The organism is Streptomyces sp. PA03-3a (assembly GCF_033792735.1).
In the GTDB taxonomy this organism is placed as follows: Bacteria; Actinomycetota; Actinomycetes; order Streptomycetales; family Streptomycetaceae; genus Actinacidiphila.
Window position 1 is genome coordinate 18,458 of record NZ_JARAVM010000002.1, and the last position, 25,373, is coordinate 43,830.

The window sequence follows — 25,373 nt, forward strand, 5'->3', positions numbered from 1 at the left end:
GGAAGGGGGGGTTCCGCGGCCGTTCAGGCCCGTACGAGCAGCTGGAACTCGAAGGCGTAGCGGGATGCGCGGTAGATGTGCGTGCCGTACTCGACGGCCCGTCCGGTGTCGTCGTACGTCGTCCGGCTCATGGTGAGCAGCGCGGCTCCCGGCTCCTCGGCGAGCAGCTCACCCTCCGCCTCGGTGGCGCAGCGCGCTCCGACCGACTGACGGGCGCTGTGCAGGGTGATCCCGGCGGCGCGCATCATGCGGTAGAGCCCGGTGGACTCCAGCTTGGCGTTGTCCAGGGGGATGAGTCCGGGCGGCAGGTAGTTGCACATGTGGGCCATCGGCTCACCATGGGTGAAGCGCAGCCGCTGGAGGACGACGACGTCACTGCCTTCGGCGACTCCGAGAGCGGCGGCGACCTGCGCGGTGGCCGGCTCGGTCTCGTTGCGCAGCACCTGGGTGGCGGGACTCTGCCCGGCGGCCTGGAGGTCGTCGAAGAGGCTGCTCAGCTCCAGGGGCCGCTTGACCTGGCTGTGCACGACCTGGGTGCCCACCCCGCGCCGGCGCACCAGCAGCCCCTTGTCCACGAGGGACTGGATGGCCTGCCGGACGGTCGGCCGGGAGAGGCCGAGACGTCCGGCGAGTTCGATCTCGTTGCCCAGGAGGCTGCCGGGGGCGAGCCTGCCGTGCTCGATGGCACCCTCCAGCTGCTGGGCGAGCTGGTAGTACAGCGGCACCGGACTGGAGCGGTCCACCTCGAACTCGAGCGGCGCGGACTCTGCTTTGGACACAGGGGGAGCGTATCCGCCGGTCTCGATCTCAGGAAACTCTGACATCACATTGTCCGAACATTTGGATCCACGCCTTCTCGCGAGCCTGCGGACGGGCCGGTGCGGTCGGTGGTGCGGGGTTCGGGAGCGGGTTCAGGAGCGGGTTCCGGGCTGCCTCATCACAGGTGGCGGCGGCGGTCGCCCAGGTGCCGCTCATAGGACTTGCGGGCCTCGACGGCCGCCTCGCGGGAGGCCGTCTCGGCGACCGGCACGTCCCACCAGGCCTGGGCGTCGGGGGCCGTGGGTGTGGGGTCGGTCTCGACGTACACGCAGGTCGGGCGGTCGGAGGCACGGGCGGCGGCCAGCGCCTCGCGCAGTTCGCGCACGGTCTCGGCGCGCAGCACGTCCATCCCGAGGCTGGCGGCGTTGGCGGCGAGGTCCACGGGGAGCGGGTCGCCGGTGAAGGAGCCGTCGGCGGCGCGATAGCGGTAGGCGGTGCCGTAGCGCTCGCCGCCGACCTCGGAGGACAGCCCGCCGATGGAGGCGTAGCCGTGGTTCTGGATGAGGAGGAGGTTGATGTTCACGCCCTCCTGGACGGCGGTCACGATCTCCGTCGGCATCATCAGGTAGGTGCCGTCGCCGACGAGCGCCCACACGGGACGGTCGGGCGCCGCCATCCGCACGCCGATGGAGGCCGGGATCTCGTAGCCCATGCACGAGTAGCCGTACTCCAGGTGGTACTGGCGCGGGGAGCGGGCGCGCCACAGCTTGTGCAGGTCACCGGGGAGGGAGCCGGCGGCGTTGATCAGCACGTCGTCCTCGCCGACCACCGAGTCCAGGGCGCCGAGGACCTGGGTCTGGGTGGGGCGGTCGGTGTCGTCCGCGGCGTACGCGGCGTCCACGACTCGCTCCCAGCGCTCCTTGCCGGCGCGGTACTCGGCCTCGTACTCCGGCGCGACGCGGTGTCCCGCCACGGCCTGGGCGAGGGCTTCGAGGCTCGCGCGGGCGTCGCCGACCAGGGTGCGGGCGCCGAGCTTGTGGGCGTCGGAGCCGGTGATGTTGAGGTTGAGGAAGCGCACCCCGGGCGCGGCGAAGAGCGTGGAGGAGGCGGTGGTGAAGTCGGTGTAGCGGGTGCCCACGCCGATGACCAGGTCGGCGGTGCGCGCGATGTCGTCGGCGACGGCGGTGCCGGTGTGGCCGACGCCGCCGAGGTCGGCCGGGTGGTCGTGGCGCAGCGAGCCCTTGCCGGCCTGTGTGGAGGCCACGGGGATGCCGGTCGCCTCGACCAGTGCGCGCAGGGCCGGCTCGGCCTCGCTGTGGTGGACGCCGCCGCCCGCGATGATCAGCGGGCGCCGGGCGGTGCGCACCGCCTCCGCGGCGGCGGCGAGCTCGGCGGCCTCGGGGGCCGGACGGCGTACGTGCCAGACGCGCTCGGCGAAGAACTCCTCGGGCCAGTCGTACGCCTCGGTCTGGACGTCCTGCGGGAGGGCGAGCGTGACGGCGCCGGTCTCGGCGGGATCGGCGAGCACCCGCATCGCCTGGAGCGCGGACGGGATCAGGGCCTCGGGCCGGGTGATCCGGTCGAACCAGCGGGAGACCGGGCGCAGCGCGTCGTTGACGGAGACGTCGCCGTACTGGGTGTGCTCCAGTTGCTGGAGCACCGGGTCGGGGATCCGGTTGGCGAAGGAGTCGCCGGGGAGCAGCAGCACCGGCAGCCGGTTGACGGTGGCGAGCGCAGCACCGGTGACGAGGTTGGTGGCGCCGGGGCCGATGGAGGTGGTGACGGCCTGCGCGGACAGCCGGTCGAGCTGGCGGGCGTAGCCGACGGCGGCGTGCACCATGGCCTGCTCGTTGCGGCCCTGGTGGTACGGCATCTCCTGCCGGTACTCCACCAGCGCCTGGCCGATGCCGGCGACGTTTCCGTGGCCGAAGATGCCCCACGTGCCGGCGACGAGCCGGCGGCGGACCCCGTCGCGCTCGGTGTACTGCGCGGACAGGAACCGCACCAGAGCCTGGGCGACCGTGAGGCGGCGTACGGACTGGCTGCTCATCAGGACCTCTCGGGGGCTTCGCCGGTGGCGGCGGGTGCGGTGTACAGGGGCAGGCGCGGGTCGACGGGCTGGTCCGGCCAGGTGGCACGGATCCAGGCGTGGTCGGGGTGGTCGCAGATCAGCCAGGCGCGCTCCTCCCCCGGGCCCGCCATGACGTTGAGGTAGTACATGTCGTGGCCGGGGACGGCCATCGACGGCCCGTGCCAGCCGTCCGGGATGAGCACGACGTCACCGCCCCGGACCTCGGCGAGGACGTCGGTGTTGCGGCCGTTGCCGGAGGGCGACACGCGCTGGTAGCCGATGCCCTCCCTGCCGTGTGCCGGGGCGATCTCGAAGTAGTAGATCTCCTCCAGGCGCGATTCGCCCGCGCGGTCCTCGTCATGCTTGTGCGGCGGGAAGGACGACCAGTTGCCCGCCGGGGTGAGCACCTCGACCGCGATCAGGCGGTCGCACGCGAACACACCGGCCGCGCCGAAGTTGTTGACCTGCCGGCTGCAACTGCCGCTCCCCCGCAGCTCGACGGGGACGGCGGACGCCGGTCCGTAGCGGGCGGGCAGCCGGCGTTCGCAGCGGGCACCGGCCAGGGCGAAGCGGCCGCCGGAGGCGGTGGTGAGGGTCACCGTCTCGTCGCGCGGCACGTACGCGAAGTCGCTGACCGCCGTGAACACGCTCTCGCGCCCGGCGAGCCGGAACGTGTCGCCCTGGGCGGAGACCTCGCAGCCGCCGGAGAGCGGGAGCACAATCCACTCGCTGTCGCCCGTGGTGAACTCGTGCCGTCCGCCGCGCGGAAGGTCCAGGATCCGCAGGGAGGAGTGGTCCCAGCCGGCCCGGCCGGGGTCGACGTCGACGGCGTACGGGCCGGCGGCGGCCTTCCCGGCGGCCAGGTGGTTCTCGGTGCTGGTCATGGCGTGGGCCTCGCACTTCTCGCGGTTCGACCGGTCTTCACAGCAGACCGACGGCGGTGTCGACGGCGGTCTCCACGCTGCCCTCCGGCGGGTAGAGCAGGGTGCGGCCGACGACCAGGCCCTGGACGGTGGGCAGCCGCAGCGCCTTGCGCCACTTCTCGTAGACCGCGTCCTGTTCCCTGCCCACCTCTCCACCGAGCAGGACGGCGGGCAGGGTGGAGGCCTCCATGACGGTGGCCATGTCGTCGACGTCCTCGGTGACGGGCACCTTGAGCCAGGTGTAGGCGGAGGTCCCGGCGAGACCCGAGGCGATGGCGATGGACTTGGTGACGGCCTCCGCGCTGAGGTCGTTGCGGACCCGGCCGTCGACGCGGCGGGATATGAAGGGCTCGACGAAGACCGGGAGCCGGTGCTCGGCCATCTCGTCGATGGCGCGGGCGGTGGCGACCATGGTGCTCAGCGAGCCGCTGTCCTCGTAGCTGATGCGCAGCAGCAGCTTGCCCGCGTCGAAGCCGAGCCTGGCTATGTCCTGGGCGCGGTGGCCGGTGAAGCGATCGTCGAGCTCGAAGGAGGCGCCGGCCAGGCCGCCGCGGTTCATCGACCCCATGACGACCTTGCCCTCGAGCGCGCCGAGCAGCAGCAGGTCCTCCAGGATGTCCGCGGTGCCGAGGACCCCGTCCACACCGGGACGGGAGAGCGCGGTGCACAGCCGCTCCAGCAGGTCGACGCGGTTGGCCATGGCGAACTCGCGGTCCCCCACGGCGAAGGCGCCCCGCGCGGGGTGGTCCGCGGCGAGGATCATCAGCCGGCCGCTGTCACCGACGAGCGGGCGCCGGACACGGCGGGCGGCGGCCTCGGCGATCGCCTCGGGGTGGTGGGTCCGCACCTTCACCAGGTCGGAGATGCTGATGCTCAAGAGGAGCTCACTTTCGGGCAGAGGGCGGACCGTCAGCCGCGGCCGAGGAGGTCCTGGACCTCCGACGCGGTGGGCATCGCGGAGGAGCAGGCGAGACGGGAGGCGACGATCGCGCCCGCGGCGTTGGCATGGCTCATGATCCGTTCCAGTTCCCAGCCGGCGAGCAGCCCGTGGCAGAGGGAGCCGCCGAAGGCGTCGCCCGCGCCGAGCCCGTTGACCACCTCGACGGGCACCGGCGGCACCTCGGCGGTGGTGCCGTCGCGGTGGACGGCGAGCACGCCCTTGGGGCCCTGCTTGACGACGGCGAGTTCGGCACCGGCGGCGAGCAGCGCCTCGGCCGCGGCGCGCGGTTCGCGCACCCCGGTGGCGATCTCGCACTCGTCGAGGTTGCCGACGGCGACGGTGGCCGAGGCCAGCGCCCGAGCGTAGTAGGGGCGGGCCTCTTCCGGGTCCTTCCAGAACATGGGGCGCCAGTCGAGGTCGAAGACGGTGGTGCCGCGCCGCGCCCTGGCCTCGAGGGCGGTGAGCGTGGCGGTGCGGCTCGGCTCGGCGCACAGGCCGGTTCCGGTCATCCAGAAGATGCGGGCGGCCCGGACGGCGTCCAGGTCCAGCTCGTCGGCGTGGATCTCCAGGTCGGGAGCCTTCGGGAGCCGGTAGAAGTAGAGCGGGAAGTCGTCCGGCGGGAAGATCTCGCAGAAGGTGACGGGCGTCGGGTACGCGGCGACCGGGGTGACGTAGCGGTCGTCGACCCCGAACTCGTCGAGCGCCTGGTGGCAGTAGGTGCCGAAGGGGTCGTCGCCGGTGCGGGTGATGACGGCGGTGCGGCGCCCGAGGCGGGCGGCGGCGACCGCGACGTTGGTGGCGGAGCCGCCGAGGAACTTGCCGAACGTCTCGACCTGGGGCAGCGGGACGCCGGTCTGCAGCGGGTAGAGGTCAACCCCGATCCGGCCCATCGTGATCAGGTCGTACGGCTCGGTCATGGGCGTGACTCCTCGTCGTGCGTCACCGGGGGGTCGCTCTGCGGCCCTGTCAGGTCTAGCCCGCCCGGTCGCGGGATGTCAACACTATGTCCTTACATACGAACGTACCGTCTGCCGGACGTCCGGGTCGTTACCTTGTCGTTACGTCGAGATGAATTGATGTCTTGACAAAGTCTTGACAGGGACCCCGGGGAGGGGTTTGCTCCCGTGCAGCACCCGGCCATGTGAACACGTCCGTCCTCTTCTCCCTCCCACCGCAGTGAGGTGCAGGAACATGGAACGCTCTCGCAGAAACCGTCGGATCTCCGCCGTCGCGGCCCTCTCCGCCGCCGCGCTCCTCCTCGCAGCCGGCTGTTCCAGCAGCTCAGGAGGGAAGAAGGCCGAGGAGTCGCCGGACGCCGCCGCCGCGGGCAAGGCGGACACCCCGCGGATGAAGATCGCGATGGTCACGCACGCGGCCCCCGGCGACACCTTCTGGGACCTGATCCGCAAGGGCGCCCAGGCCGCGGCCGCCAAGGACAACGTCGAACTGATCTACTCCAACGACCCCAACGCCGCGACGCAGGCCAACCTGATCCAGAACGCGATCGACCAGAAGGTCGACGGTATAGCCGTCACCCTGGCCAAGCCCGAGGCCATGAAGGACGTCGTCGCCAAGGCGGAGGCCGCGGGCATCCCGGTGGTCGGCTTCAACGCGGGCCTGGACGACTGGAAGGACCAGGGGCTGCTGGAGTACTTCGGACAGGACGAGAGCGTCGCCGGCGAGGCGCTGGGCGACAAGCTCAACGACCTGGGCGCCAAGCACAACATCTGCGTGATCCACGAACAGGGCCACGTCGCCCTCGAGGCCCGCTGCGCCGGCGTGAAGAAGACGTTCAAGGGGAAGACCGAGAACCTCTACGTCAACGGCACGGACATGCCGTCGGTGAAGTCCACGATCACCGCGAAGCTCAAGCAGGACTCCGGCATCGACTACGTCGTCACCCTGGGCGCGCCCTTCGCGCTGACCGCCGTCCAGTCGGTCGCGGACGCCGGAAGCAAGGCCAAGGTCGGCACGTTCGACCTCAACAAGGACCTGGTCAAGGCCGTCCAGGACGGCGGGGTGCAGTTCGCCGTCGACCAGCAGCCGTACCTGCAGGGCTACCTGTCCGTCGACTCCCTGTGGCTGTACAAGACCAACGGCAACGTCAGCGGCGGCGGCGTGGCACCGGTCCTGACCGGCCCGGCCTTCGTCGACAAGGACAACGTCGAGTCCGTGGCCGCGTTCGCCGCGAAGGGCACCCGGTGATCCCTGTGTCCCAGGCAGCCGCCCCCGCGGCGTCCCCCTCACCACCCGCGGCGCCCGCCTCCGAGGCGGACGGCCGCACCGCCGAACGCTCGCTGCTGCGCCGGACGCTGGCCCGCCCGGAGATCGGCGCGCTGATCGCCGCCGTCGCGGTCTACCTCTTCTTCTTCGCGGTGGCGCCGTCCTTCCGCGAGGCCGGTTCGCTGGCGACCGTGCTCTACCAGGCGTCGGTCATGGGCATCATGGCGCTGCCCGTGGCCCTGCTGATGATCGGCGGCGAGTTCGACCTCTCGGCCGGCGTCGCGGTGACCGCGTCGGCGCTGACCGCGAGCATGTTCAGCTTCCAGCTGAGCATGAACGTCTGGACGGGCGTGGCCGTCGCCCTGGTGGTGTCCCTGGGCATCGGGGCGCTCAACGGCTACATGCTGGTGAGGACGGGACTGCCCAGCTTCCTCATCACCCTGGCCACCTTCCTGATGCTGCAGGGCCTCAACCTGGCGGTCACCAAGATCTTCACCGACAACGTCGCCACCGACTCCATCAGCGACATGGACGGCTTCGACCAGGCGCGCGCCGTGTTCGCCTCGGAGATCGGCGTCGGCGGTGTCCAGCTCAAGGTGACGGTGCTGTGGTGGCTGGGCTTCGCGGCCCTCGCCACCTGGGTGCTGCTGCGCACCAGGTTCGGCAACTGGACCTTCGCGGTCGGCGGGAACAAGGACAGCGCGCGGGCGGTCGGCGTACCGGTGGCCTTCACCAAGATCGCGCTGTTCATGGCGGTGGGCTTCGGCGCCTGGTTCACCGGTATGCACCTGCTCTTCTCGTTCAACGCGGTGCAGTCCGGTGAGGGCGTCGGCAACGAGTTCCTGTACATCATCGCGGCGGTCATCGGCGGCTGCCTGCTCACCGGCGGCTACGGTTCGGCGATCGGCTCGGTGATCGGCGCCTTCATCTTCGGGATGGTCTCGCAGGGCATCGTGTACGCCAACTGGAACCCCGACTGGTTCAAGTTCTTCCTCGGCGTGATGCTCCTGATCGCGACCCTCGTCAATCTGTGGGTCCGCCGCACGGCGACCCGGAGGTGAGCCCGATGACCACTGCCACCACGGCCGGCGGCACCGCCGCCGGCACCGAGCCCCTTGTCGAACTGGACGGGGTGGGCAAGAGCTACGGCAACGTCCGCGCCCTGCACGGGGTCGACCTGGCCGTCCGTCCGGGGCAGGTCACCTGCGTCCTCGGCGACAACGGCGCGGGCAAGTCCACACTGATCAAGATCATCTCCGGGCTGCACCGGCACACCGAGGGCGAGTTCCGCATCGACGGCGCGCCCGTACGGCTGAACACCCCGCGGGAGGCCCTGGACCGCGGCATCGCCGCGGTCTACCAGGACCTGGCGACCGTTCCGCTGATGCCGGTCTGGCGGAACTTCTTCCTCGGCTCCGAGCTGACCCGCGGCCCCTGGCCCGTACGCCGCCTGGACATCGCCCGGATGAAACGGACCGCGGACGAGGAACTGCGGGCGATGGGCATCGTCCTGGACGACCTCGAACAGCCCATCGGCACCCTCTCCGGCGGCCAGCGGCAGTCCGTGGCCATCGCCCGCGCGGTCCACTTCGGTGCGCGGGTGCTGATCCTGGACGAGCCGACCGCGGCGCTGGGCGTCAAGCAGTCGGGGGTCGTCCTGAAGTACATCGCGGCCGCACGCGACCGGGGCCTGGGCGTCATCTTCATCACCCACAATCCGCACCACGCGTTCATGGTGGGCGACCACTTCTCCGTCCTGCGGCTGGGCACCCTGGAACTGAGCGCGCGCCGCGAGGAGGTCTCCCTGGAAGAGCTGACCAACCACATGGCGGGCGGCGCCGAGCTGGCCGCGCTCAAGCACGAACTGGCCCAGGTCCGCGGTGTCGACGTGGAGGAACTGCCCGAACTGGAGGACCTGGCCGAGGGCCGCCCCTCCCCGTGAGGGAGCGGCCCCGGACTCCCCCCAGCCTGACATGACGTCCGTATGTCAGGACCAACTCTTGACGGCTGCCCGGCCGGACGGCGAAGCTTCCAGCGGGACCACGGAGCTCCGCGGGCATCCGTACCACCGCCCTGACGGGCCGCCCTACCGAACCACGACCGGTCCGCGGCGACCGGCGAGAGGAGCCCTCCTCATGACTGCCCCCTCCCCCGTTCTGGACCGGATCCGGATCGGCTCCGCGCCCGACTCGTGGGGCGTCTGGTTCCCCGACGACCCGCAGCAGGTGCCCTGGCAGCGCTTCCTCGACGAGGTCTCCCAGTCGGGCTACGAGTGGATCGAGCTCGGCCCGTACGGCTATCTGCCGACCGACCCGGCCCGGCTCACCGAGGAGACCGTGCGCCGGGGCCTGAAGGTCTCCGCCGGCACCGTCTTCACCTCCCTGCACCGCGGTCCGTCGGTCTGGGACGCCACCTGGGAGCACGTCGGCCAGGTCGCGGCGCTCGCCCAGGCCATGGACGCCCGGCACCTGGTGGTCATCCCGTCCTTCTGGCGCGACGACAAGACCGCCGAGATCCTCGAGCCGCGCGAGCTCACCGCCGAGCAGTGGGGACACCTCGCCACCGGCATGGAGCGGCTGGGCCGCCAGGTCCGCGACACCTACGGCCTGGACATCGTGGTCCACCCGCACGCCGACACGCACATCGACACCGAGGAGCACGTCGAGCGCTTCCTCGACGCCACCGACCCGGGCCTGGTCAGCCTCTGCCTGGACACCGGCCACTACGCCTACTGCGGCGGCGACAGCGTCAAGCTCATCGAGACCTACGGGGAGAGGATCGGCTACCTGCACCTGAAGCAGGTCGACCCGGAGATCCTCGCCGACGTCGTCAAGAACGGGGTCCCCTTCGGCCCGGCCGTGCAGCGCGGCGTCATGTGCGAGCCGCCGGGCGGGGTGCCCGCCCTGGAACCGGTGCTGGCCGCCGCCCAGGGCCTGGGCGTCGACCTGTTCGCCATCGTCGAGCAGGACATGTACCCCTGCGAGCCGGAGCGGCCGCTGCCCATCGCGCAGCGCACCCGGAAGTTCCTGCGCTCCTGCGGTGCCTGACGCACCGCCCACGAAAGGGAAGACACGCATCATGACGCAGCACGGACCGCTCGGGGTCGCCGTCATCGGGACCGGCAAGATGGGCGCCGACCACGTACGCCGCATCAACGACGTCGTGAGCGGCGCCCGGGTGACCGCCGTCGTCGACGTCGACGCCGAACGTGTGAAGGCGGTCGCCGACGGCGTCGAGGGCTGCACGGCCTACACCGACCCCGCGGCGGCCATGGCCGCGGCCGACGTGGACGCCGTCCTGATCGCCTCTCCCGGCCCCGCCCACGAGGCGGCGCTGCTCACCGCCTTCGAGCACGACCTGCCGGTGCTGTGCGAGAAGCCGCTCACACCCGACGCCGCCTCCGCGCTGCGGGTGATGGAGGCCGAACAGCGGCTCGGGCACCGTCGGGTTCAGGTCGGCTTCATGCGGCGCTACGACGCGGAGTACACCAGGCTCAAGACGCTGCTGGACAGCGGTGAACTGGGCCGGACGCTGATGCTGCACAACCGGCACCGCAACGCGAGCATCCCGCCCGGCTTCACCAACGCCAACCTCGTCAACGACTCCCTCGTACACGAGATGGACGTGACCCGCTGGCTGCTCGGCCAGGAGATCACCGCCGTCACCGTGCTGCGCCCGCGTCCCTCCGCCAACGCGCCCGAGGGCCTGGACGACCCGCAGTTCGTGGTCTTCGAGACCGACGGCGGCGCGATCGTCGACGTCGAGGTCTACCTCAACTGCGGTTTCGGCTACCAGGTGCAGGCCGAGGCGGTCTGCGAACACGGCAGCGCCCGCATCGGCGACGCGCACGACCTGCTCGTCAACACCGCGGGGCGCTGGGGCGGCACGATCGCCCAGGACTTCGTGGAACGCTTCGCCGACGCCTACGACCGCGAGGTCCAGGCCTGGGTCGACGCCACCCGGCGCGGCGAGGTCACCGGCCCCAGTGTCTGGGACGGCTACGCCGCCGCGGCGGTCTGCGAGGCCGGCGTCCGCTCGCAGAGCGAGGGCGGGCGCGTCGAGGTCGAACTGGTAGGCCGTCCGGCGTTCTACCGCTGAGGGACGCACGTCCCCGGCCACCCCGGATCCGGCGCGGGTGGGGCGGTTACTCCCTGGCCGCCCCGCCCGCGCCTTCACCGCACCCGTGAGAAAGGCACCCCCGTACATGCGCGTTGTCCTCTTCGGCGTCGGGCGCCTCGGCTCCTTCCACGCGGCCACCCTCCACGCCCATCCCGAGGTCTCCGAACTGGTCCTCGCGGACGCCGACACCGCGCGGGCCGCCGAGGCCGCCGCGCGGATCGGTGCCGGGGCCCGGGCGGCGGCCTCGGTCGACGCGGCGTTCGCGGACGGCGCGGACGCCGTCGTCATCGCCTCGGCGACCGCCGCCCACGCCGGGCTGATCTCGCGCGCGGTGCGGGCCGGGCTCCCCGCCTACTGCGAGAAGCCGGTCGCCCTCGACCTGGAGTCGACGGTCACCGCGCTGCGTGAGGTCGAGGAGGCCGGCACCGTCCTCCAGATGGGCTTCCAGCGCCGCTTCGACCCCGGCTACCGCGCCGCCCGCGCGGCCGTCCGGGCCGGCCGGCTCGGACGGCTGCACACCGTACGTGCGCTGACCTCCGACATGGCGCCCCCGCCGCCGGAGTTCGTGCCGCTGTCCGGCGGGCTCTACCGGGACTGCCTGATCCACGACTTCGACGCGGTGCGGTGGGTGACCGGCCGTGAGGTCGTCGAGGTGTACGCCATGGGTGCCAACGGAGGGGCCGACTTCTTCCGCGAGGCGGGCGACGTGGACACGGCGGCGGCACTCCTCACCCTCGACGACGGCACCCTCGCGACCGCCACCTCCACCCGCTACAACGGCGCGGGGTACGACATCCGCATGGAACTCGCCGGATCTCTGGACCAGATCGCGGTCGGCGTCGGTCCCCGTACGCCGGTCACGTCCGTGGAACCGGGCGCGGCGCCGGGCGTGCCCGACCCGTGGACCGGGTTCGTGGACCGCTTCGGGGACGCGTACCGGGCGGAGATCGACGCCTTCCTGCGGGTGGTGACGGGCCGGTCGGAGAACCCCTGCGACGGGCGCGAGGCGCTCGACGCGCTGCTCGTGGCGGAGGCGTGCGAGGTCTCGCGCAGCGAGCGGCGGCCGGTCACGATCGCCGAGATGGCCGAGGTGGCGGAGCGCGCCGGCAAGCACGCGGGATGACCGCGCGGGGCGCCGCGGGCACGTCACCCCCGCGGTCCGCCCCGGGTGGCGTGATCACCTGCGCCGGTGCTTCCTGGGATGAGTCGGTCCCGGCTGTCCACGAGGGAAGAACCTTTCATGGCGATGAAGGCCCAGGCGCTGCGCACGCCTCGAGCGGCGGGACTGGTGGGGATCGCGTTCGCCGTGCTGATCGGCGCCGCCATCGTCCTGGTGCGGGCCTCCATCCCCAGCGGTGAGGGCGCGCTGACCGGCTCGCCGCTGAGCCTGTCCTCGCGCAGCGGCGTGCAGACGGCGCTGGCCCTCATCCCCTTCGCCGGCATCTTCTTCCTGTGGTTCATCGGCGCGGTGCGCGCGCACGTCGGCCCGGGCGAGGACAAGTTCCTCTCGACGGTCTTCCTCGGCAGCGGCCTGGTGTTCGTCGCGACGCTCTTCGGCGCCGCCGCCGCGGCCGGCAGCCTGCTGGCCACCACGGAGATCGCCTCTCCCGGTACCCCGCGGGCCGAGCTGTCGTACTTCGGGCAGCACTTCACCTACAGCCTGCTGACGACGTACTCGATGCGCATGGCGGCGGTGTTCGTGCTGTCGGCCTCGACCGTCGCGATGCGGCTGGGGTCGTTCCCGCGCTGGCTGGTGCTGCTGGGGTATCTCGTGGGCGTCACCTTGCTGTTCGTGGTGCCGAACGTGCCGCTGGCCGAGCTGGTCTTCCCCCTCTGGGCGCTGGTCGTCAGCCTCCACATCGTGGTGGCGAGCTTCCGTTCCCGGCCGACGGGGCTGCCGGGCGCTTGAGCGCCGGCGGTCAGGCGGTCGTACGGCGCAGAAGCAGCGTGACGAAGCCGAACCTGCCGCGGTAGCCGTGCAGCCACTCGGCTCGGTGGACGGCGGCGGCTTCGAGGGCGGCGCCGCTGTCGGGGTCGCCGGGGTTGTCCAGGGCCCACTCGGAGAGGGAGCCGGTCCAGGACCACTCGTAGTCGTCCCACTCGCGGACGGAGCTGACGTGGGCGAGGACCGGGGTCCAGCCGTCCGCGACGATCAGGTCCACGGTGCTCGCCAGGTCGTCGTACTCCCCCAGCATGTCGACGAGTTCCTGGGTCGGTTCGCGCTCCCAGAAGCCGTCGCCGACGAGGACGGTGCCTCCGGGGGCGAGGTGGGCGCGGGCCGCGGCGAGGGTCGGCAGGAGGCCGCCGAAGGCGTGCGCGGCGCCGACGCTGAGGACGAGGTCGAAGGGGCGCTTCGTGGCGAAGTCACCCGCGTCCTGTTCGTGGAGGGTCAGCCGGTCGCCGACGCCGAGCGCGGCGGCCTCGCGGGCCGCCTTCCCCAGTGCGCCGGTGTCCAGGTCGACGCCCTCCGCGGTGACGCCCGGGTGGTCGTCGAGGGCCCGCAGGAGCCAGGCGGCCTCCCCGCAGCCGAGGTCGAGGACGCGTTCGTCGCCGCGGCGCAGCGCCCTGCCGAGGAGACGGCGCACCACTGCGTCGTCGAGCGGTGCGGCGATGGGGTGGTGGGTGTGCGCGATGCGTGAGATGCGGCGTCGGTCCATTGGCGCAGCTTCGCAGGGCGGGCGGGTCACCGCATCCGGTTAATTCGGCTCGGGCGTGCAACGCGATCCGCGACGGTGGCGGTTTCCCTCTTCGCAAGGCTCTTGCGGGAGCGCGGCCGTCACGGCGTCACGACCGGCAGGCCGCCACGGGGGAAAGGACGTCCGGCATGGACAGGAAGACCGTCAGGGCAGCGGGCCGCCACGGTCCACCGCAGCGGGCCCTGTTCTCCGCGCGGCGCGGCGAACGTGTCGTGGAACCCGGGGACGGCCTTCCCGGCGCAGTCCGGCTCGTCGAAGGACGCCCCTTACGTGGTCTCCCGTGGTGCCTGCCGTACGGGCCCGCCCTGGTGAGGGGCGCGGCCGTGCTAGGCGCCGGGCGTGCCGGGGAAGGTGGGCGTGAAGCGCACCGGGAGCCGGCGCACACCGCGCATGAGCATGCCGGGCAGCCAGTCCAGCTTCGCCGGATCGGCGTCGAGGGCGAGGTCGGGGCAGCGCTCGAGGAGGGCGCGGACGGCGACGCGTCCTTCGAGCCGGGCGAGCGGGGCACCGAGGCAGAAGTGCAGGCCGTGCCCGAAGGCGACGTGGCCGCGGGTGTCCCGGCGGATGTCGAAGCGGTCCGCCTCGGGGAAACGGCCCGGGTCGCGGTCGGCGGCGGCCAGGGCGACGAGGACGGGTTCGCGGGCCGGGATGACGGTGCCGGCGACGTCGACCGGTTCCGTCGTGAAGCGGAAGGTGGCGGTCTCCACCGGGCCGTCGTAGCGGAGCATCTCCTCCACGGCGCCGTCGATGAGGCCCATGTCCGCTCGCAGGAGCGCCAGTTGGTCCGGATGGGTGAGCAGCGCGCGGACACCGTTGGAGATCAGGTTGACCGTGGTCTCGTGTCCGGCGATCAGCAGCAGGAAGGCCATGCCGCTGAGCTCGGGGCGCGAGAGCCGGTCGCCGTCCTCGGAGGTGGTGCGGATGAGCGCGCTCATCAGGTCGTCGCCGGGCGCGCAGCGCTTGTCCTCGATCAGCTCGTGGAGGTAGGCCGCGAGTTCCTCGAAGGCCCTGCGCTCGGCCTCCGGCCCCGTCGGTGCGACGACCTCGTTCGACCAGGCCCGGAAGGCCTCCCGGTCCAGGTCGGGAACCCCGAGCAGCTCGCAGATGACGGTGATGGGCAGCGGGTAGGCGAGCGCCTCGACGAGGTCGGCGGTGCCGTCCGGGCGGGCCAGCATCGCGTCGAGCAGCCCGGCGGTGATCTCCTCCACGCGCGGCGCCAGTTCCTCGACACGGCGGCCGGTGAACTCCCGGGCCACCAGCTTGCGCAGCCGGGTGTGCTCGGGCGGGTCGGAGACGAGCATGTGGCGGCCGAGGAGTTCCTCGTCGTAGGACATCCACCCGAGTGCGCGGGAGTCCTTGGCGAACCGGGTGTCGGCGAGCGCGGCCCGGGCCTGGTCGTGGCCGACGATCAGCCACAGCTCCCCGACGTCGGCGGTGCGCACGCGGTGCACGGGCCCCTTCTCGCGGAGCCTGGCGTAGAAGGGGTAGGGATCGGCGGTGAACTCCTCGCCGTAGACCGTGAGATCGACCGTGTCCATGTACCGCACGGTAACCCGGGGGGCCGCCGCGACACGTCACCCTGCGGGACGAGACACCCCGGACGGTCTCATCCGAAGGATTCAGCCGATCGTGGCGCCCCGCCAGGTCTCCGCGTCCGTCTCCAGGAGCGAGGCGAGGACGACGGGGTCCGGCAGGGGCCCGTGGTCGGCGGCGACGCGCAGGGCCGAGGCCGCGGTCAGATGGCCGAGTCGCAGGGCCCGCTCCACGGGCAGGTCCCGCAGCAGACCGCTGAGGAAACCGGCGGCGAAGGCGTCCCCGGCGCCCACCGGTTCCGCCACCCGGACGGTGAGGGCGGGCACGGTGTGGGCGTCGGCCCCGGTGAAGGCGGTGGCGGCGTGCGCCCCGTCTTTCACGACGAGGACACCGGGCCCGGGAAGCAGTTCGCGGACCGAGCGGGCGTCGGTGATCCCCTCGCCCCACAGTGCCTGGGCCTCGTCGAGACCCACGAGGACGATGTCGGCCCGGTCGGCGAGCGGCCGCAGCACGTCGGCGGCGGAGCGGCCGGTCCACAGCGCGGGGCGGTGGTTGACGTCGAAGCTGACGGGCCAGGGGCGGTCCGGGCGCAGCGCCCGTTCGACGAGGGCGTGGCAGCCGGGCGACAGCGCGGGTGTGATGCCGCTGAGGTGGACGAGCGCGGCCCCGGTCAGGGCCGGGCCGTCGAGCACGTCCGGGGTGAGCGCCGAGGCGGCGGACCCCGCGCGGTGGTAGTGGACGCGGGTGCCGTGCGCGGCCGGGTCCTTGAGCAGCAGCCCGGTGGGCCGGTCGGGGTCGATGCGCACCCCGGAGACGTCGACGCCGCCCGCGGCGATCCGCGCGCGGACCCGCCGGCCGAAGGGGTCGTCGCCGACCGCGGACACCCAGCGGGCGGGGATGCCGTGGTCCGCGAGGTAGAGCGCGACGTTGGACTCGGCGCCCGCGATGTCGACGCGCAGCAGGTCCGCGTCGTCCAGCGGCCCGAGCGGGTCGGGGGCGAGGGCGGCCATCGTCTCGCCGACGCAGACCACGGGTCCGGGTCGCAGCGTCCGGGAGGTGCTCATGGTGGCTTCCTAGGGGATGTCGGCGCGGTCAGCCGGACGGTACGCGGCGGCCGGTGTGCCGGGCACGTCCACCCGGACGGCGAACACGGCGCCGTCGAGCGGTCCCGGAGCGGCCAGGCCGATGTGCGCGCTGGTGACGAGGAGGGTCCGGCCGTCGGGACCGCCGAGGCAGAGCCCGGCGGGCTGTCCGGCGGGCAGGTCGACGATCCGGTCGAGGCTGCCGTCCGGGCGGTAGCGGTGGGCCTGCCCGGTGCCCCAGACGGCGGTCCACAGCCCGCCCTCGCTGTCGGTGGTCATGCCGTCGGGGCTGCCGTCCGCGAGGGCGACGAAGGTCTCGGGGGTGCCGAGGTCGCCGCTCTCCGGGTCGACCGGGTAGCGCCGGATGAGGCCCCGGGCGCTGTCGGCCAGATACATGACGGTGCCGTCGGCGGTGAAGGCAGGGCCGTTGGGGATCGTGACGTCCCGCAGCACACGGGTGACGCGGCCGTCGCGGTCCAGGCGGTAGAGCGAGCCGGCGTCCGTGGTGGTGTCGTACGCCATGCTGCCCGCCCAGAAGCGGCCGTGCGGGTCGGCGACGCCGTCGTTCATCCGCATCGGCACCGGCGCGTCGTCCTCGGGGCGGGCGATCCACTCGGCCCGGCCCGCCGGGTCGATGCGGCAGACACCGGTGCCCGCGGCCGCGACCCAGTGGCCCGGGCGGCCCTCGACCGGCGCCACCGCGCCCAGCGGACAGGGGAGTTGTGCGACAAGGGTGTGCGGGGCGTCGGGCCCGTCGGCGGCGGCCAGCAGCCGGCCGCTGAGGATGTCGGTGAGCACGGCGCGGCCGTCCGTCCAGCGGATGCCCTCGCCGAGTTCGAGGCGGTCGGTCCCCAGGACCGCCGGGGGCACGGTGGCGGTCACGGGCGGGCCTCCACGCGGACGACGTCCAGGAAGGTGCGGGCCCGTTCACGCAGGGCCGTGACGTCGCCGCCCTCGGCGGCGTCACCGATCAGGGGCGATCCGACGCCGACGGCGACGGCGCCGCCCCGCAGGTACTCCGCGGCGGCCTGCGCGTCCACCCCGCCCACCGGAACGAACGGCAGGCCGGGGAAGGGACCGCGCAGATCCCGCAGGTAACCCGGGCCGCCGGCGCTGCCGGCCGGGAACAGCTTGAGGGCGTCGGCGCCCAGCCGCAGCGCCTGGAGGATGTCGGTGGGGGTCATCACCCCGGCGAGGACGGGGAGTCCGAGTTCCCGTCCGGTGGCGATGCCGTCGCTGACCGCGGGGGTGACCAGGAAGCCGGCACCGGCCTTGTGGGCGGCCCGCGCGTCGTCCGCGCTGAGCACGGTTCCGGCCCCGAGGGTCGCGTCCGGGCCGAGCGCGGTCCGCGCCCGGGCGATGACGTCGAGCGCGTCACGTCCGCTGAGGGACACCTCGATGAGGGTGATCCCCTCCTCGACGAGGGTGAGCACGGTGGTCAGCGCGGCGTCCGGGTCGCTGCCGCGGACGATGGCGAGCAGCCGGCGGTCACGCAGCGTGGTGAGCAGGTCCATCCGACATCCCTTCTGGTGATGGGGGTTCAGGGGCGGCGGGTCGCGGTGACCGTGAGCCGCCAGGCGACCTCGCCTGGGGGCGGGACGACGACCGTGTCGCCGTCGTCCGCCCCGGCGCGGTCGAAGACGCGGCCGAGCATCGGCTCGACGCCGATCGATCGGTACGGCGCGTCCTGGGGGAAGCCGCCGAGGTTGCGCCACAGGGCGACCGCGACGGGCAGGCCGCCGGCCTCGACGGCCAGGTGCAGCGCGTCGGGGCCGTCGTGCACGGTCACCCCCGGGGTGAGGACGACCGCCCCGGCGGCGCTCCCGTCGTCCGGTCCGAGCCGGTCGAGGGGGATGCCCTCGACGCGCGGCCAGGCACCGGTGACCCAGCCCGCGCCCTCGTCCGGGTAGAGCCGGGTCTCCGTCCCCGCGTCGACGCCGAGCCACGCGTCCTGGGAGAGTTCCAGCAGGGCGTGAGCGGCCCACACGAAGCGGTAGCCCGGCTCGGCGGTGAGCGTGTAGTCGGCGACGGCCGCGCCCGCCAGCGAGCTCAGGCGCCGGGTGAGCCGGAAGTCGGGGCAGTCCACGACCTCCGCGTCCCCCTCCCGGTGCCAGGGCCGCGACCAGGCGTCCCCGTGGTCGGGGAGCCCGCGCACGGTGGGTACGCACTCCTCGAGGCCGCCGGCGTCGGCGAAGGGGTCGCCGGGCCGGACCAGGGGGCGGCGGGGCTCGTCGCGGTGCCAGAGCCATTCGCGGCCGCCCGCGGTCAGCGAGGTCCAGCGGCCGCCGTGGTCCGGGTCGGTGACCACGGCGACCGGGACCCGGTCTCCGGTCACCATTCGGCGAAGGAGCCGTCGGCGTGCCGCCACACCGGGTTGCGCCAGGCGTGGCCGGAACGGTCCGCGGCGCGGACCGCGTCCTCGTCGATCACGACGCCGAGCCCGGGCAGTTCGGTGCGGCGCGCCTGGCCGTCGACGAACCGGAAGGGCTCGGTGTCGACCACGTAGGAGAGCAGGTCGGCGTCCTTGTTGTAGTGGATGCCCCGGCTCTGCTCCTGGATCAGGAAGTTCGGTGTGGCGAAGGCGACCTGCAGGCTCGCGGCCAGCGCGATCGGACCGAGCGGGCAGTGCGGCGCCAGGTGCGCGCCGAAGGTCTCGGCGAGCGAGGCGATCCGGGTGACCTCCGATATCCCGCCGGCGTGCGACAGGTCCGGCTGGGCCACGGCGATGCCCGCCGTCAGGGCCGGGAGGAAGTCGGCGCGTCCGTAGAGCCGTTCACCGGTGGCGAGCGGCACGGACGAGGCGGCGACCAGGCCCGGCAGCAGGTGCGCCTGCTCGGGCAGGACGGGCTCCTCGACGAACAGCGGGTGCAGCGGGGCTATCTCGTGGAGCACGCGCCGCGCGTTGGCGGCGGTGAAGCGTCCGTGGAAGTCGACCGCGACGTCCCGGTGCGGGCCGAGGGCCTCGCGGGCGGCCGCGACGCGCTGCACGACGGCGGCCGTCTCCGCCGGGCTGCCGAGCGGCGGGGTGCGCCCGGCGGCGTTCATCTTGACGGCCGTGAAGCCCGCCTCCACCTGGGCGTTGATCTCCTCCTTGAGCCGGTCCGGCTCGTCGCCGCCGACCCAGGCGTACACCCGGACCGAGTCGCGGACCGGGCCGCCGAGCAGGGTGTGCACCGGCACTCCGAGGGCGCGGCCGGCGATGTCCCACAGGGCCTGGTCGATGCCGGCCACCGCGCTGGAGAGCACGGGCCCGCCCCGGTAGAAGCCGCCCTTGCTGAGCACCTGCCAGTGGTCCTGGATCCGCAGCGGGTCCTGGCCCACGAGGTGTTCTGCGAGCACCTCCACGGCCGTCCGCACCACCTCGGCCCGGCCCTCCACCACCGGCTCGCCCCAGCCGACGACGCCGTCGTCGGTCTCGATGCGGCAGAACAGCCAGCGGGGCGGGACGAGGAAGGTCTCGACGCGCGCGATCTTCACTGTGCCTGGCCGTCCTTCTGCTCGGCGGAACGGTCCGCGCCCTCGGGCGCCTGCGGGCCGCTGACCTTGTCGAGGTCGCGCGTCGCCTGGTCGAGCAGGGCGCGCATGGCGTGTTCCGCGGCGTCCGGGTCCCGGTCGCGCACGGCGTCGAGGACGGCCCGGTGGCTGGGCACCGGGTCCTCGCTGTGCGGGGCGCTGTGCACGAGCTGGTCACGCTGGGCCAGGCCCGACTCGATGACCATCTCCATGCGTTCCAGCAGTTCGTTGTGGGTGGCCGCGAGCAGCGCCCGGTGGAAGGCGAGGTCGGCCTCCACGGCGTGGTTGGGGCCGCTCTCCTCGCCCATGGCGGTCAGCGCCGCCTCCAGCGCCTCCAGATCGGCGTCGGTGCGGCGGGCCGCGGCCAGCCGCACGGCGGCGGGTTCGATGATGCCGCGGACCTCGCCGAGGTTGCGCAGCAGCGCGGTGTCGGCACCGGTGCCGCTGCTCTCGGAGAACTGCCAGCGCAGCACGTCGGCGTCGAGCAGGTTCCAGTCCGAGCGGGGCCGGACGAACGTGCCGCGCTTCTGCCGGGCGTCGACCATTCCCTTGGCCGCGAGCACTTTCAACGATTCACGCAAAGCCGTCAGGCTGACGTCCAGCTCGCTCTGCAGGGCCGCCATGTCGAGCGTCGCTCCCTCGGGGATCTCGCCGCTGAGCACCCGGCGGGCGAGGGTCTCCACGGTCTGGCCGTGCACTCCTCGGCGCGCGTATGGCGTCATGTGTTTGCCTTTCTTACTGTTCGGTCGGTGGCCGGTGCGTTCTGTTCCGTCAGGCCGAGGCCTTGGTGACGCTCCAGCCGCCGTCCACGAGCAGGCTCGATCCGGTGATGTAGGAGGCTTCGCCGGCGGCGAGGAAGGCGACGGCGGCGGCGACCTCCTCGGGAGTGCCGAAACGGCGGGCCGCGGTCTCGGCGACGCTCGTCACGCGGTCGGCCTCCGGGACGCGGTCCCAGGCGGCGGTCAGGATCGGTCCCGGCAGCACCGCGTTGACGCGGACGTCCGGGCCGTACTCGACGGCGAGCTGACCGCACAGCGACAGCAGGGCGCCCTTGCTCGCCGCGTACGCCGGGTGGCCGGGGATGCCGCGGTGGGCGTGGACCGAGGAGACGAGCACCACCGCCCCCTGGTGCTCGCGCAGGTCGGGCAGCGTCGCCTTCACGCCCAGGAAGGCGCCGGTGAGGTTGACCGACAGCTGCCGTTCCCAGGAGGCGAGGCTGGTCTCGTGGGCCGGCGCGACCGCCACCGTGTACGCGTTGCTGACCAGGACACCGACGGGCCCGAAGGTGTGGGCGGCGGTGATCACCCGCGCCCAGTCGTCCTCGTCGGCGACGTCGGCGGCGACGAACAGGGCACGGGCCCCCTCCTTGCGCAGCAGTTCGGCGGTCTCCTCGCCGCGTTCGGCGGCGATGTCGACGAGGACGACGGCCGCGCCCTCCGCCGCGAGGCGGGCCGCGCTGGCCGCGCCGATGCCCGACGCGGCGCCGGTGACGACGGCGACGCGGTCGGTGAAACGGGCCGCTGGGTTCATGGGGTGGGTCGTCTCCTGTTCGAGCGGGGGTGGGGGGAGAATTCTTCCGCTGTTGTCACTGCCGTGCCAGGACGGTCAACTCCGCGTCGTGCGTTGCGGTCCAGGCGAACGGCAGCCCCGAGTGGAGGAGGTACGCGCCGCTGTAACGGGTGCCGGTGGCGGCGTCGGTGTAGACGGCGTCCGGTCGCAGCCCGCGCAGGCGGAGCCGGGCGTCCCGGCCGGGCACCAGGGGCGCTCCGTCGAGGGGGCCGGTGTTCCAGGCCGTCACCACCAGGCGGTCACCGCCCGGTTCCTCGTACTGGACACCGCAGGTCGGGTCGGCGGGGCTGCCCAGGAGGTGGACCTCGCCGTGGTGGACGACGTCGCGGACCTCCTTGTAGCGGGCGATCCACCCTGCGGCCTCGGACCGCTGTGCGGGCGTCCAGTGGCGGATGTCGGCTCCGATACCGAGCACGCCCGCCATGGAGTTGACGAAGCGGAAGGCGAGCGAGCGCGGCCGCGGGTCGAAGACGCCGGGGGCGTCGGTGACCCAGGAGCTCATGGTGTGCGGAGCGTGCGCGTGGAGGTAGCCGTACTGGATGCGCAGCCGGTCCATGGGCGCGGTGTTGTCGCTGGGCCACACCACGTCGGTGCGGGCGATGGTGGCGTGCTCGACGCGCCCGCCGCCGCCCGCGCAGCCCTCGACGGTGACGTGGGGATGGGCGGTGCGCAGGTGCTCCAGCACGCGGAGGTAGCCGGCGATGTGCGCGGCGTCGAGGTCCTGGCGCTCGGGGTCGGCGCCCGCCGGGTGGCCGGGGCGGCCGCGCTCGGTGGGCGGACGGTTCATGTCCCACTTGAGATAGCTGATGGCGTGGGAGCCGAGCAACCCGTCGAGCGTGCCGATGACGAATTCCTGGACGTCCTCGCGGCCGAGGTCGAGCAGCAGCTGGTTGCGCACGAGCGTCGCGGGCCGGCCGTCGATCCGGTAGACCCACTCGGGGTGCTCGGCGTAGAGCTTCGAGCGGGGGCTGATCCCCTCGGGTTCGACCCACAGGCCGAAGTCCAGGCCGAGGGCGCGCACGTCCTCGACGAACCGGTCGAACCCACCGGGGAATTCGGCCGGGTCCGGGTCCCAGTCGCCGAGGCCGCCGGTGTCGTCCGGCCGGCCGGTGAACCAGCCGTCGTCGACGACGAAGAGTTCGGCGCCGAGTTCGGCGGCGACCTTGGCGAGCTCCAGCTGGCCTTCGGCGTCGACGTCGAAGCCGGTGGCCTCCCACGAGTTGTAGAGGACCTTGCGGGGCCGGTCCATGCGCTCGCCGGTCAGGTGCCGCTCGTAGCGGTGCCAGACACGGGCCAGGCCGTCGAGCCCGTCGGGGCTGAAGGCGCAGGCCAGCCGGGGCGTGACGAGCGTGGCGCCGGGGGCGAGGCGGACGGCGCCCTCGTGGGGCACGCGGCCGGCCCGTACGCGCACCGCGCCGCCGGGCTCGGCGTCGGCGGTGATCCGCCAGTTGCCGGACCACTCCAGGGCGATCCCGTAGGTGGGGGTGGGGCCCTCGGCGGGGGCGGCGGCGTCCTGGACCGCGAGCCACGGGTGGTACGCGTGCCCGGCGGAGCCCTGGGTGCTCTCCATCTCGAAACGGCCACGCTCCAGCTCGACGTCCTTGAGCTGGAACTCCTGGGACCACTGCCCGCAGAGGTAGCTCAGCCGCGCACCGCCCTGGACGGGCACGTTGACGGCGGCGGAGTCGAAGCGCTCCAGGCGCACCTCCTCGTCACCGGTGCAGGTCAGCTCCGTCCAGCGCAGGATGACGTCGGTGCCGGGCACCGTCTCGTAGTGCAGCGTCGTGCGCAGCCCGAGGACGTCGTCGCAGAACTCCAGGCGCAGGGCGCGGTCGCCGTCCAGCGTGGCGCCGGCGAATTGCCACCAGCTGCCGCGGTCGCCGCCGGGGCGGGAGGCGACCAGGTCGGCGCCGGTGAACGGCCGCAGCCCGTACGGGATGTACTCGGCCGGGGCGGCGTCGGCGGGGGTGATGAAGTGGGTGCGGCGCGACCAGTCCATGGGCGACGGCCCGTCCTCGGCGCCGTGCGGCCCCCAGGCGGCGAGTTCGGCCCAGCGGCCGTCGCCACCGAGGGTGACGGCGTAGGTGGTGGTGTCGGTGCGCAGCAGCCACCGGTCGTGCGCGCTCACTTGACGGCTCCGAGGTTGAGTCCGGCCACGAAGTGGCGCTGGAAGCGGAGGAAGACGGCCACTGTCGGGGCGGCGGCGATCACCGAGCCGGCCGCGATCACGTTCCACATGGAGACGTACTGGCCCTGCAGTCCGATGAGGGACGCGGTGATGGGCATCTGGGTGTCGGTGCGCAGCACCGTGATGGCCCACAGCAGGTCGTTGAAGATCCAGGTGAACGACAGGGCGCTCAGCGCGGCCAGCGCCGGGCGGGCCAGCGGAAGGATGATCCGCCAGTAGATCTGCCAGGGACCCGCGCCGTCGATCACGGCGGCCTGCTGGATCTCGCCGGGGATCGCCCGCATGAAGCCGTGCAGCACGAAGACGTAGAAGCCGACGCCGAATCCGACCTGCACGCCGATCAGGGCGTACAGCTGGTCGTAGATGCCGAGCACTTCGCTGAGCTTGGAGACCGGGATCAGCAGGATCTGCGGGGGCAGCAGGTTGCCGCCGAGCATGAGCAGCAGCAGGACGCGCCGGAACGGCAGGTCGTAACGGCTCAGCCCGAAGGCGGCCATGGAGGCCAGGCCCAGGGAGAGCAGCACGCTGGGGATCGTGACCAGCAGGCTGTTGATGAGGGCGCGCTGCTGGCCGCCGTCCACCCACGCCTGGCGGAAGCCGTCGAGGGTGAAGGAGTGCGGCCAGCTGCCGACGCCGTGCGCGGCGATGTCGTCGAAGGTCCGGGTGCTGGTGACCAGCACGAGGACGATCGGCAGCAGCCACAGGGCGGACAGCAGACCCGCGCTGAGGTGGAAACCGGTCGTGCGCAGGGCACGGCCGCGCAGGACGGACCGGCGGGGCGCCGCGGCCGGTACCTTGACGGGCCCGCCGTCGTGGTCGGACGGCTCCTCGACGCGCAGGGTGGCGTGGGTGGCGGTCATCAGTCGGCCTCCCGGAAGGCGCGCACGAGGTAGCTCGCGATGACACCGAAGGCCAGCACGAAGATGACGACGGCGAGCGCGGAGCCGTATCCCAGGCGCAGGGACTGGAACGCGGTGGAGTACATGTACGTGCTCAGCAGTTCGGAGGAGTGGTACGGGCCGCCGCGGGTGAGGGCCCACACCACGTCGAACGAGCGCAGCGAGTCGATGACGATCACCGACAGGACGACCGCGTTGACGCTGCGCAGCTGGGGCAGCGTGATGTGCCGGAACTGCTGCCAGCGGGTGGCTCCGTCGACCCTGGCCGCCTCGTAGAGGGCGGGGTCGACGCCCTTGAGGCCGGCCAGGTACAGCACCATCACATAGCCGACCTGCCGCCACAGCGCGGGCACGATCACCGCGTAGAAGGCGGTGTCCTGGTCGGCGAGCCAGGCGTGCTTCCAGCTGCCGAGGCCGATGCCGTCGAGCACGTTGTTGATCAGGCCGTCCGGCTGGTACATGGCCTGCCAGACCAGCGCGGTGGCGACCAGCGAGAAGACCACCGGCAGGAAGAGCGCCGCCCGGTAGAACCCGACGCCGCGCCGCTCCTGCTGGAGCAGCAGCGCGGCACCGAGTCCCAGCGCGGCGGAGAGCCCGCCGAAGAGCAGCAGCCACAGCACCGTGTTGATCGCCGCGGTGCGGAAGACCGGGTCGTGCGCCATCTCGCCGAAGTTGCCGAGGCCCACGAACTTCGGGGCCGCCAGGCCGTCCCAGGAGGTCAGGGACAGGTAGAAGCCCTGAAGGGCCGGCCAGAAGACCCAGAAGGCCTCGGCGAGCAGCGGGATGAGGACGAAGGCCAGGACCACCGGGGGCACCCGGGTGGCCCTGGACCGACGTGTGGAGCCGATCAGCGCCATT

The 25,373-nt window shown here is 72.8% G+C and carries 24 protein-coding genes; 7 read left to right on the top strand and 17 right to left on the bottom strand.

Features of this window, described 5'->3' with window-relative positions; genetic code table 11:
* Positions 1–23 precede the first annotated feature (23 nt).
* The 5 genes from PV342_RS02270 to iolC all read right to left on the bottom strand — a co-directional run bounded on the left by PV342_RS02270 (position 24) and on the right by iolC (position 5,610).
* Positions 24–743, bottom strand: coding sequence for a GntR family transcriptional regulator (locus PV342_RS02270; protein WP_037733049.1), 720 nt, complete (start codon positions 741–743; stop codon positions 24–26).
* 194 nt (positions 744–937) lie between these two features.
* Positions 938–2,809, bottom strand: coding sequence for a 3D-(3,5/4)-trihydroxycyclohexane-1,2-dione acylhydrolase (decyclizing) (gene iolD / locus PV342_RS02275; protein WP_500315697.1), 1,872 nt, complete (start codon positions 2,807–2,809; stop codon positions 938–940).
* A complete protein-coding gene (gene iolB, locus PV342_RS02280; RefSeq protein ID WP_500315698.1) occupies positions 2,809–3,714 on the bottom strand; it encodes a 5-deoxy-glucuronate isomerase in 906 nt (301 codons plus the stop codon). Before iolB ends, iolD begins: the two co-directional genes overlap by 1 nt.
* Before the next feature lie 37 nt (positions 3,715–3,751).
* Entirely contained in the window at positions 3,752–4,630 is an 879-nt protein-coding gene (locus tag PV342_RS02285) for a Cgl0159 family (beta/alpha)8-fold protein (protein ID WP_018563027.1), read from the bottom strand.
* Positions 4,631–4,662: 32 nt separating this feature from the next.
* Positions 4,663–5,610 (bottom strand): 5-dehydro-2-deoxygluconokinase, encoded by a 948-nt coding sequence (gene iolC / locus PV342_RS02290; protein ID WP_018563028.1) that lies wholly within the window; start codon positions 5,608–5,610, stop codon positions 4,663–4,665.
* A gap of 274 nt (positions 5,611–5,884) precedes the next feature.
* On the opposite strand from iolC, the gene PV342_RS02295 reads away from it, so the two are divergent.
* The 7 genes from PV342_RS02295 to PV342_RS02325 all read left to right on the top strand — a co-directional run bounded on the left by PV342_RS02295 (position 5,885) and on the right by PV342_RS02325 (position 12,944).
* Complete coding sequence (locus tag PV342_RS02295) at positions 5,885–6,898, top strand: sugar ABC transporter substrate-binding protein (protein ID WP_400796127.1); 1,014 nt, start codon at positions 5,885–5,887, stop codon at positions 6,896–6,898.
* Between the two features lie 5 nt (positions 6,899–6,903).
* Positions 6,904–7,977, top strand: coding sequence for an ABC transporter permease (locus PV342_RS02300; protein ID WP_400796124.1), 1,074 nt, complete (start codon positions 6,904–6,906; stop codon positions 7,975–7,977).
* Positions 7,978–7,982: 5 nt separating this feature from the next.
* Positions 7,983–8,858, top strand: a complete 876-nt coding sequence (locus PV342_RS02305) for an ATP-binding cassette domain-containing protein (protein ID WP_361006456.1) — start codon at positions 7,983–7,985, stop codon at positions 8,856–8,858.
* Between the two features lie 193 nt (positions 8,859–9,051).
* Positions 9,052–9,963 (top strand): sugar phosphate isomerase/epimerase family protein, encoded by a 912-nt coding sequence (locus tag PV342_RS02310; RefSeq protein WP_386986555.1) that lies wholly within the window; start codon positions 9,052–9,054, stop codon positions 9,961–9,963.
* 31 nt (positions 9,964–9,994) lie between these two features.
* Positions 9,995–11,014: a Gfo/Idh/MocA family protein gene (locus tag PV342_RS02315; RefSeq protein ID WP_018563033.1), complete on the top strand. Its 1,020-nt coding sequence runs from the start codon at positions 9,995–9,997 to the stop codon at positions 11,012–11,014.
* 106 nt (positions 11,015–11,120) lie between these two features.
* Positions 11,121–12,158: a Gfo/Idh/MocA family protein gene (locus tag PV342_RS02320; protein ID WP_386986560.1), complete on the top strand. Its 1,038-nt coding sequence runs from the start codon at positions 11,121–11,123 to the stop codon at positions 12,156–12,158.
* A gap of 117 nt (positions 12,159–12,275) precedes the next feature.
* Positions 12,276–12,944 (top strand): hypothetical protein, encoded by a 669-nt coding sequence (locus PV342_RS02325; protein ID WP_354793545.1) that lies wholly within the window; start codon positions 12,276–12,278, stop codon positions 12,942–12,944.
* 10 nt (positions 12,945–12,954) lie between these two features.
* Here PV342_RS02325 and PV342_RS02330 read toward each other — a convergent pair whose 3' ends face one another.
* From PV342_RS02330 to PV342_RS02385, 12 genes are all read right to left on the bottom strand, one after another.
* Positions 12,955–13,692, bottom strand: a complete 738-nt coding sequence (locus tag PV342_RS02330; RefSeq protein WP_500315699.1) for an SAM-dependent methyltransferase — start codon at positions 13,690–13,692, stop codon at positions 12,955–12,957.
* Between the two features lie 365 nt (positions 13,693–14,057).
* Entirely contained in the window at positions 14,058–15,269 is a 1,212-nt protein-coding gene (locus PV342_RS02335; protein WP_386986569.1) for a cytochrome P450 family protein, read from the bottom strand.
* 81 nt (positions 15,270–15,350) lie between these two features.
* On the bottom strand, positions 15,351–16,328 hold the full coding sequence (locus PV342_RS02340) for a sugar kinase (RefSeq protein ID WP_500315700.1): 978 nt from the start codon (positions 16,326–16,328) through the stop codon (positions 15,351–15,353).
* A gap of 9 nt (positions 16,329–16,337) precedes the next feature.
* A complete protein-coding gene (locus tag PV342_RS02345) occupies positions 16,338–17,228 on the bottom strand; it encodes an SMP-30/gluconolactonase/LRE family protein (protein WP_500315701.1) in 891 nt (296 codons plus the stop codon).
* Positions 17,225–17,860, bottom strand: coding sequence for a bifunctional 4-hydroxy-2-oxoglutarate aldolase/2-dehydro-3-deoxy-phosphogluconate aldolase (locus PV342_RS02350; RefSeq protein ID WP_500315702.1), 636 nt, complete (start codon positions 17,858–17,860; stop codon positions 17,225–17,227). Before PV342_RS02350 ends, PV342_RS02345 begins: the two co-directional genes overlap by 4 nt.
* Positions 17,861–17,886: 26 nt before the next feature.
* A complete protein-coding gene (locus tag PV342_RS02355) occupies positions 17,887–18,684 on the bottom strand; it encodes a hypothetical protein (protein WP_500315703.1) in 798 nt (265 codons plus the stop codon).
* Positions 18,678–19,823, bottom strand: a complete 1,146-nt coding sequence (gene dgoD, locus PV342_RS02360; RefSeq protein ID WP_400796106.1) for a galactonate dehydratase — start codon at positions 19,821–19,823, stop codon at positions 18,678–18,680. Before dgoD ends, PV342_RS02355 begins: the two co-directional genes overlap by 7 nt.
* Entirely contained in the window at positions 19,820–20,581 is a 762-nt protein-coding gene (locus tag PV342_RS02365) for a FadR/GntR family transcriptional regulator (RefSeq protein WP_386986583.1), read from the bottom strand. Before PV342_RS02365 ends, dgoD begins: the two co-directional genes overlap by 4 nt.
* Before the next feature lie 49 nt (positions 20,582–20,630).
* Positions 20,631–21,389, bottom strand: coding sequence for an SDR family NAD(P)-dependent oxidoreductase (locus tag PV342_RS02370; RefSeq protein WP_018563044.1), 759 nt, complete (start codon positions 21,387–21,389; stop codon positions 20,631–20,633).
* Positions 21,390–21,444: 55 nt separating this feature from the next.
* Positions 21,445–23,556 (bottom strand): alpha-galactosidase, encoded by a 2,112-nt coding sequence (locus PV342_RS02375; protein ID WP_500315704.1) that lies wholly within the window; start codon positions 23,554–23,556, stop codon positions 21,445–21,447.
* On the bottom strand, positions 23,553–24,476 hold the full coding sequence (locus PV342_RS02380) for a carbohydrate ABC transporter permease (protein WP_391575516.1): 924 nt from the start codon (positions 24,474–24,476) through the stop codon (positions 23,553–23,555). The genes PV342_RS02375 and PV342_RS02380 overlap by 4 nt, the downstream gene beginning before the upstream one ends.
* Positions 24,476–25,372, bottom strand: coding sequence for a carbohydrate ABC transporter permease (locus PV342_RS02385; RefSeq protein WP_018563047.1), 897 nt, complete (start codon positions 25,370–25,372; stop codon positions 24,476–24,478). The genes PV342_RS02380 and PV342_RS02385 overlap by 1 nt, the downstream gene beginning before the upstream one ends.
* Position 25,373 lies beyond the last annotated feature (1 nt).

Excerpts from the sequence above, each read along its gene's own strand:
- PV342_RS02340 (WP_500315700.1), bottom strand. The coding sequence starts at position 16,328 with ATGAGCACCTCCCGGACGCTGCGACCCGGACCCGTGGTCTGCGTCGGC.
- PV342_RS02310 (WP_386986555.1), top strand. The coding sequence starts at position 9,052 with ATGACTGCCCCCTCCCCCGTTCTGGACCGGATCCGGATCGGCTCCGCG.
- PV342_RS02385 (WP_018563047.1), bottom strand. The coding sequence starts at position 25,372 with ATGGCGCTGATCGGCTCCACACGTCGGTCCAGGGCCACCCGGGTGCCC.
- PV342_RS02350 (WP_500315702.1), bottom strand. The coding sequence starts at position 17,860 with ATGGACCTGCTCACCACGCTGCGTGACCGCCGGCTGCTCGCCATCGTC.
- iolB (WP_500315698.1), bottom strand. The coding sequence starts at position 3,714 with ATGACCAGCACCGAGAACCACCTGGCCGCCGGGAAGGCCGCCGCCGGC.
- iolD (WP_500315697.1), bottom strand. The coding sequence starts at position 2,809 with ATGAGCAGCCAGTCCGTACGCCGCCTCACGGTCGCCCAGGCTCTGGTG.
- PV342_RS02365 (WP_386986583.1), bottom strand. The coding sequence starts at position 20,581 with ATGACGCCATACGCGCGCCGAGGAGTGCACGGCCAGACCGTGGAGACC.
- PV342_RS02325 (WP_354793545.1), top strand. The coding sequence starts at position 12,276 with ATGGCGATGAAGGCCCAGGCGCTGCGCACGCCTCGAGCGGCGGGACTG.
- PV342_RS02370 (WP_018563044.1), bottom strand. The coding sequence starts at position 21,389 with ATGAACCCAGCGGCCCGTTTCACCGACCGCGTCGCCGTCGTCACCGGC.
- PV342_RS02305 (WP_361006456.1), top strand. The coding sequence starts at position 7,983 with ATGACCACTGCCACCACGGCCGGCGGCACCGCCGCCGGCACCGAGCCC.
- PV342_RS02330 (WP_500315699.1), bottom strand. The coding sequence starts at position 13,692 with ATGGACCGACGCCGCATCTCACGCATCGCGCACACCCACCACCCCATC.
- PV342_RS02320 (WP_386986560.1), top strand. The coding sequence starts at position 11,121 with ATGCGCGTTGTCCTCTTCGGCGTCGGGCGCCTCGGCTCCTTCCACGCG.
- PV342_RS02355 (WP_500315703.1), bottom strand. The coding sequence starts at position 18,684 with ATGGTGACCGGAGACCGGGTCCCGGTCGCCGTGGTCACCGACCCGGAC.
- iolC (WP_018563028.1), bottom strand. The coding sequence starts at position 5,610 with ATGACCGAGCCGTACGACCTGATCACGATGGGCCGGATCGGGGTTGAC.
- PV342_RS02295 (WP_400796127.1), top strand. The coding sequence starts at position 5,885 with ATGGAACGCTCTCGCAGAAACCGTCGGATCTCCGCCGTCGCGGCCCTC.
- PV342_RS02335 (WP_386986569.1), bottom strand. The coding sequence starts at position 15,269 with ATGGACACGGTCGATCTCACGGTCTACGGCGAGGAGTTCACCGCCGAT.
- PV342_RS02380 (WP_391575516.1), bottom strand. The coding sequence starts at position 24,476 with ATGACCGCCACCCACGCCACCCTGCGCGTCGAGGAGCCGTCCGACCAC.
- PV342_RS02315 (WP_018563033.1), top strand. The coding sequence starts at position 9,995 with ATGACGCAGCACGGACCGCTCGGGGTCGCCGTCATCGGGACCGGCAAG.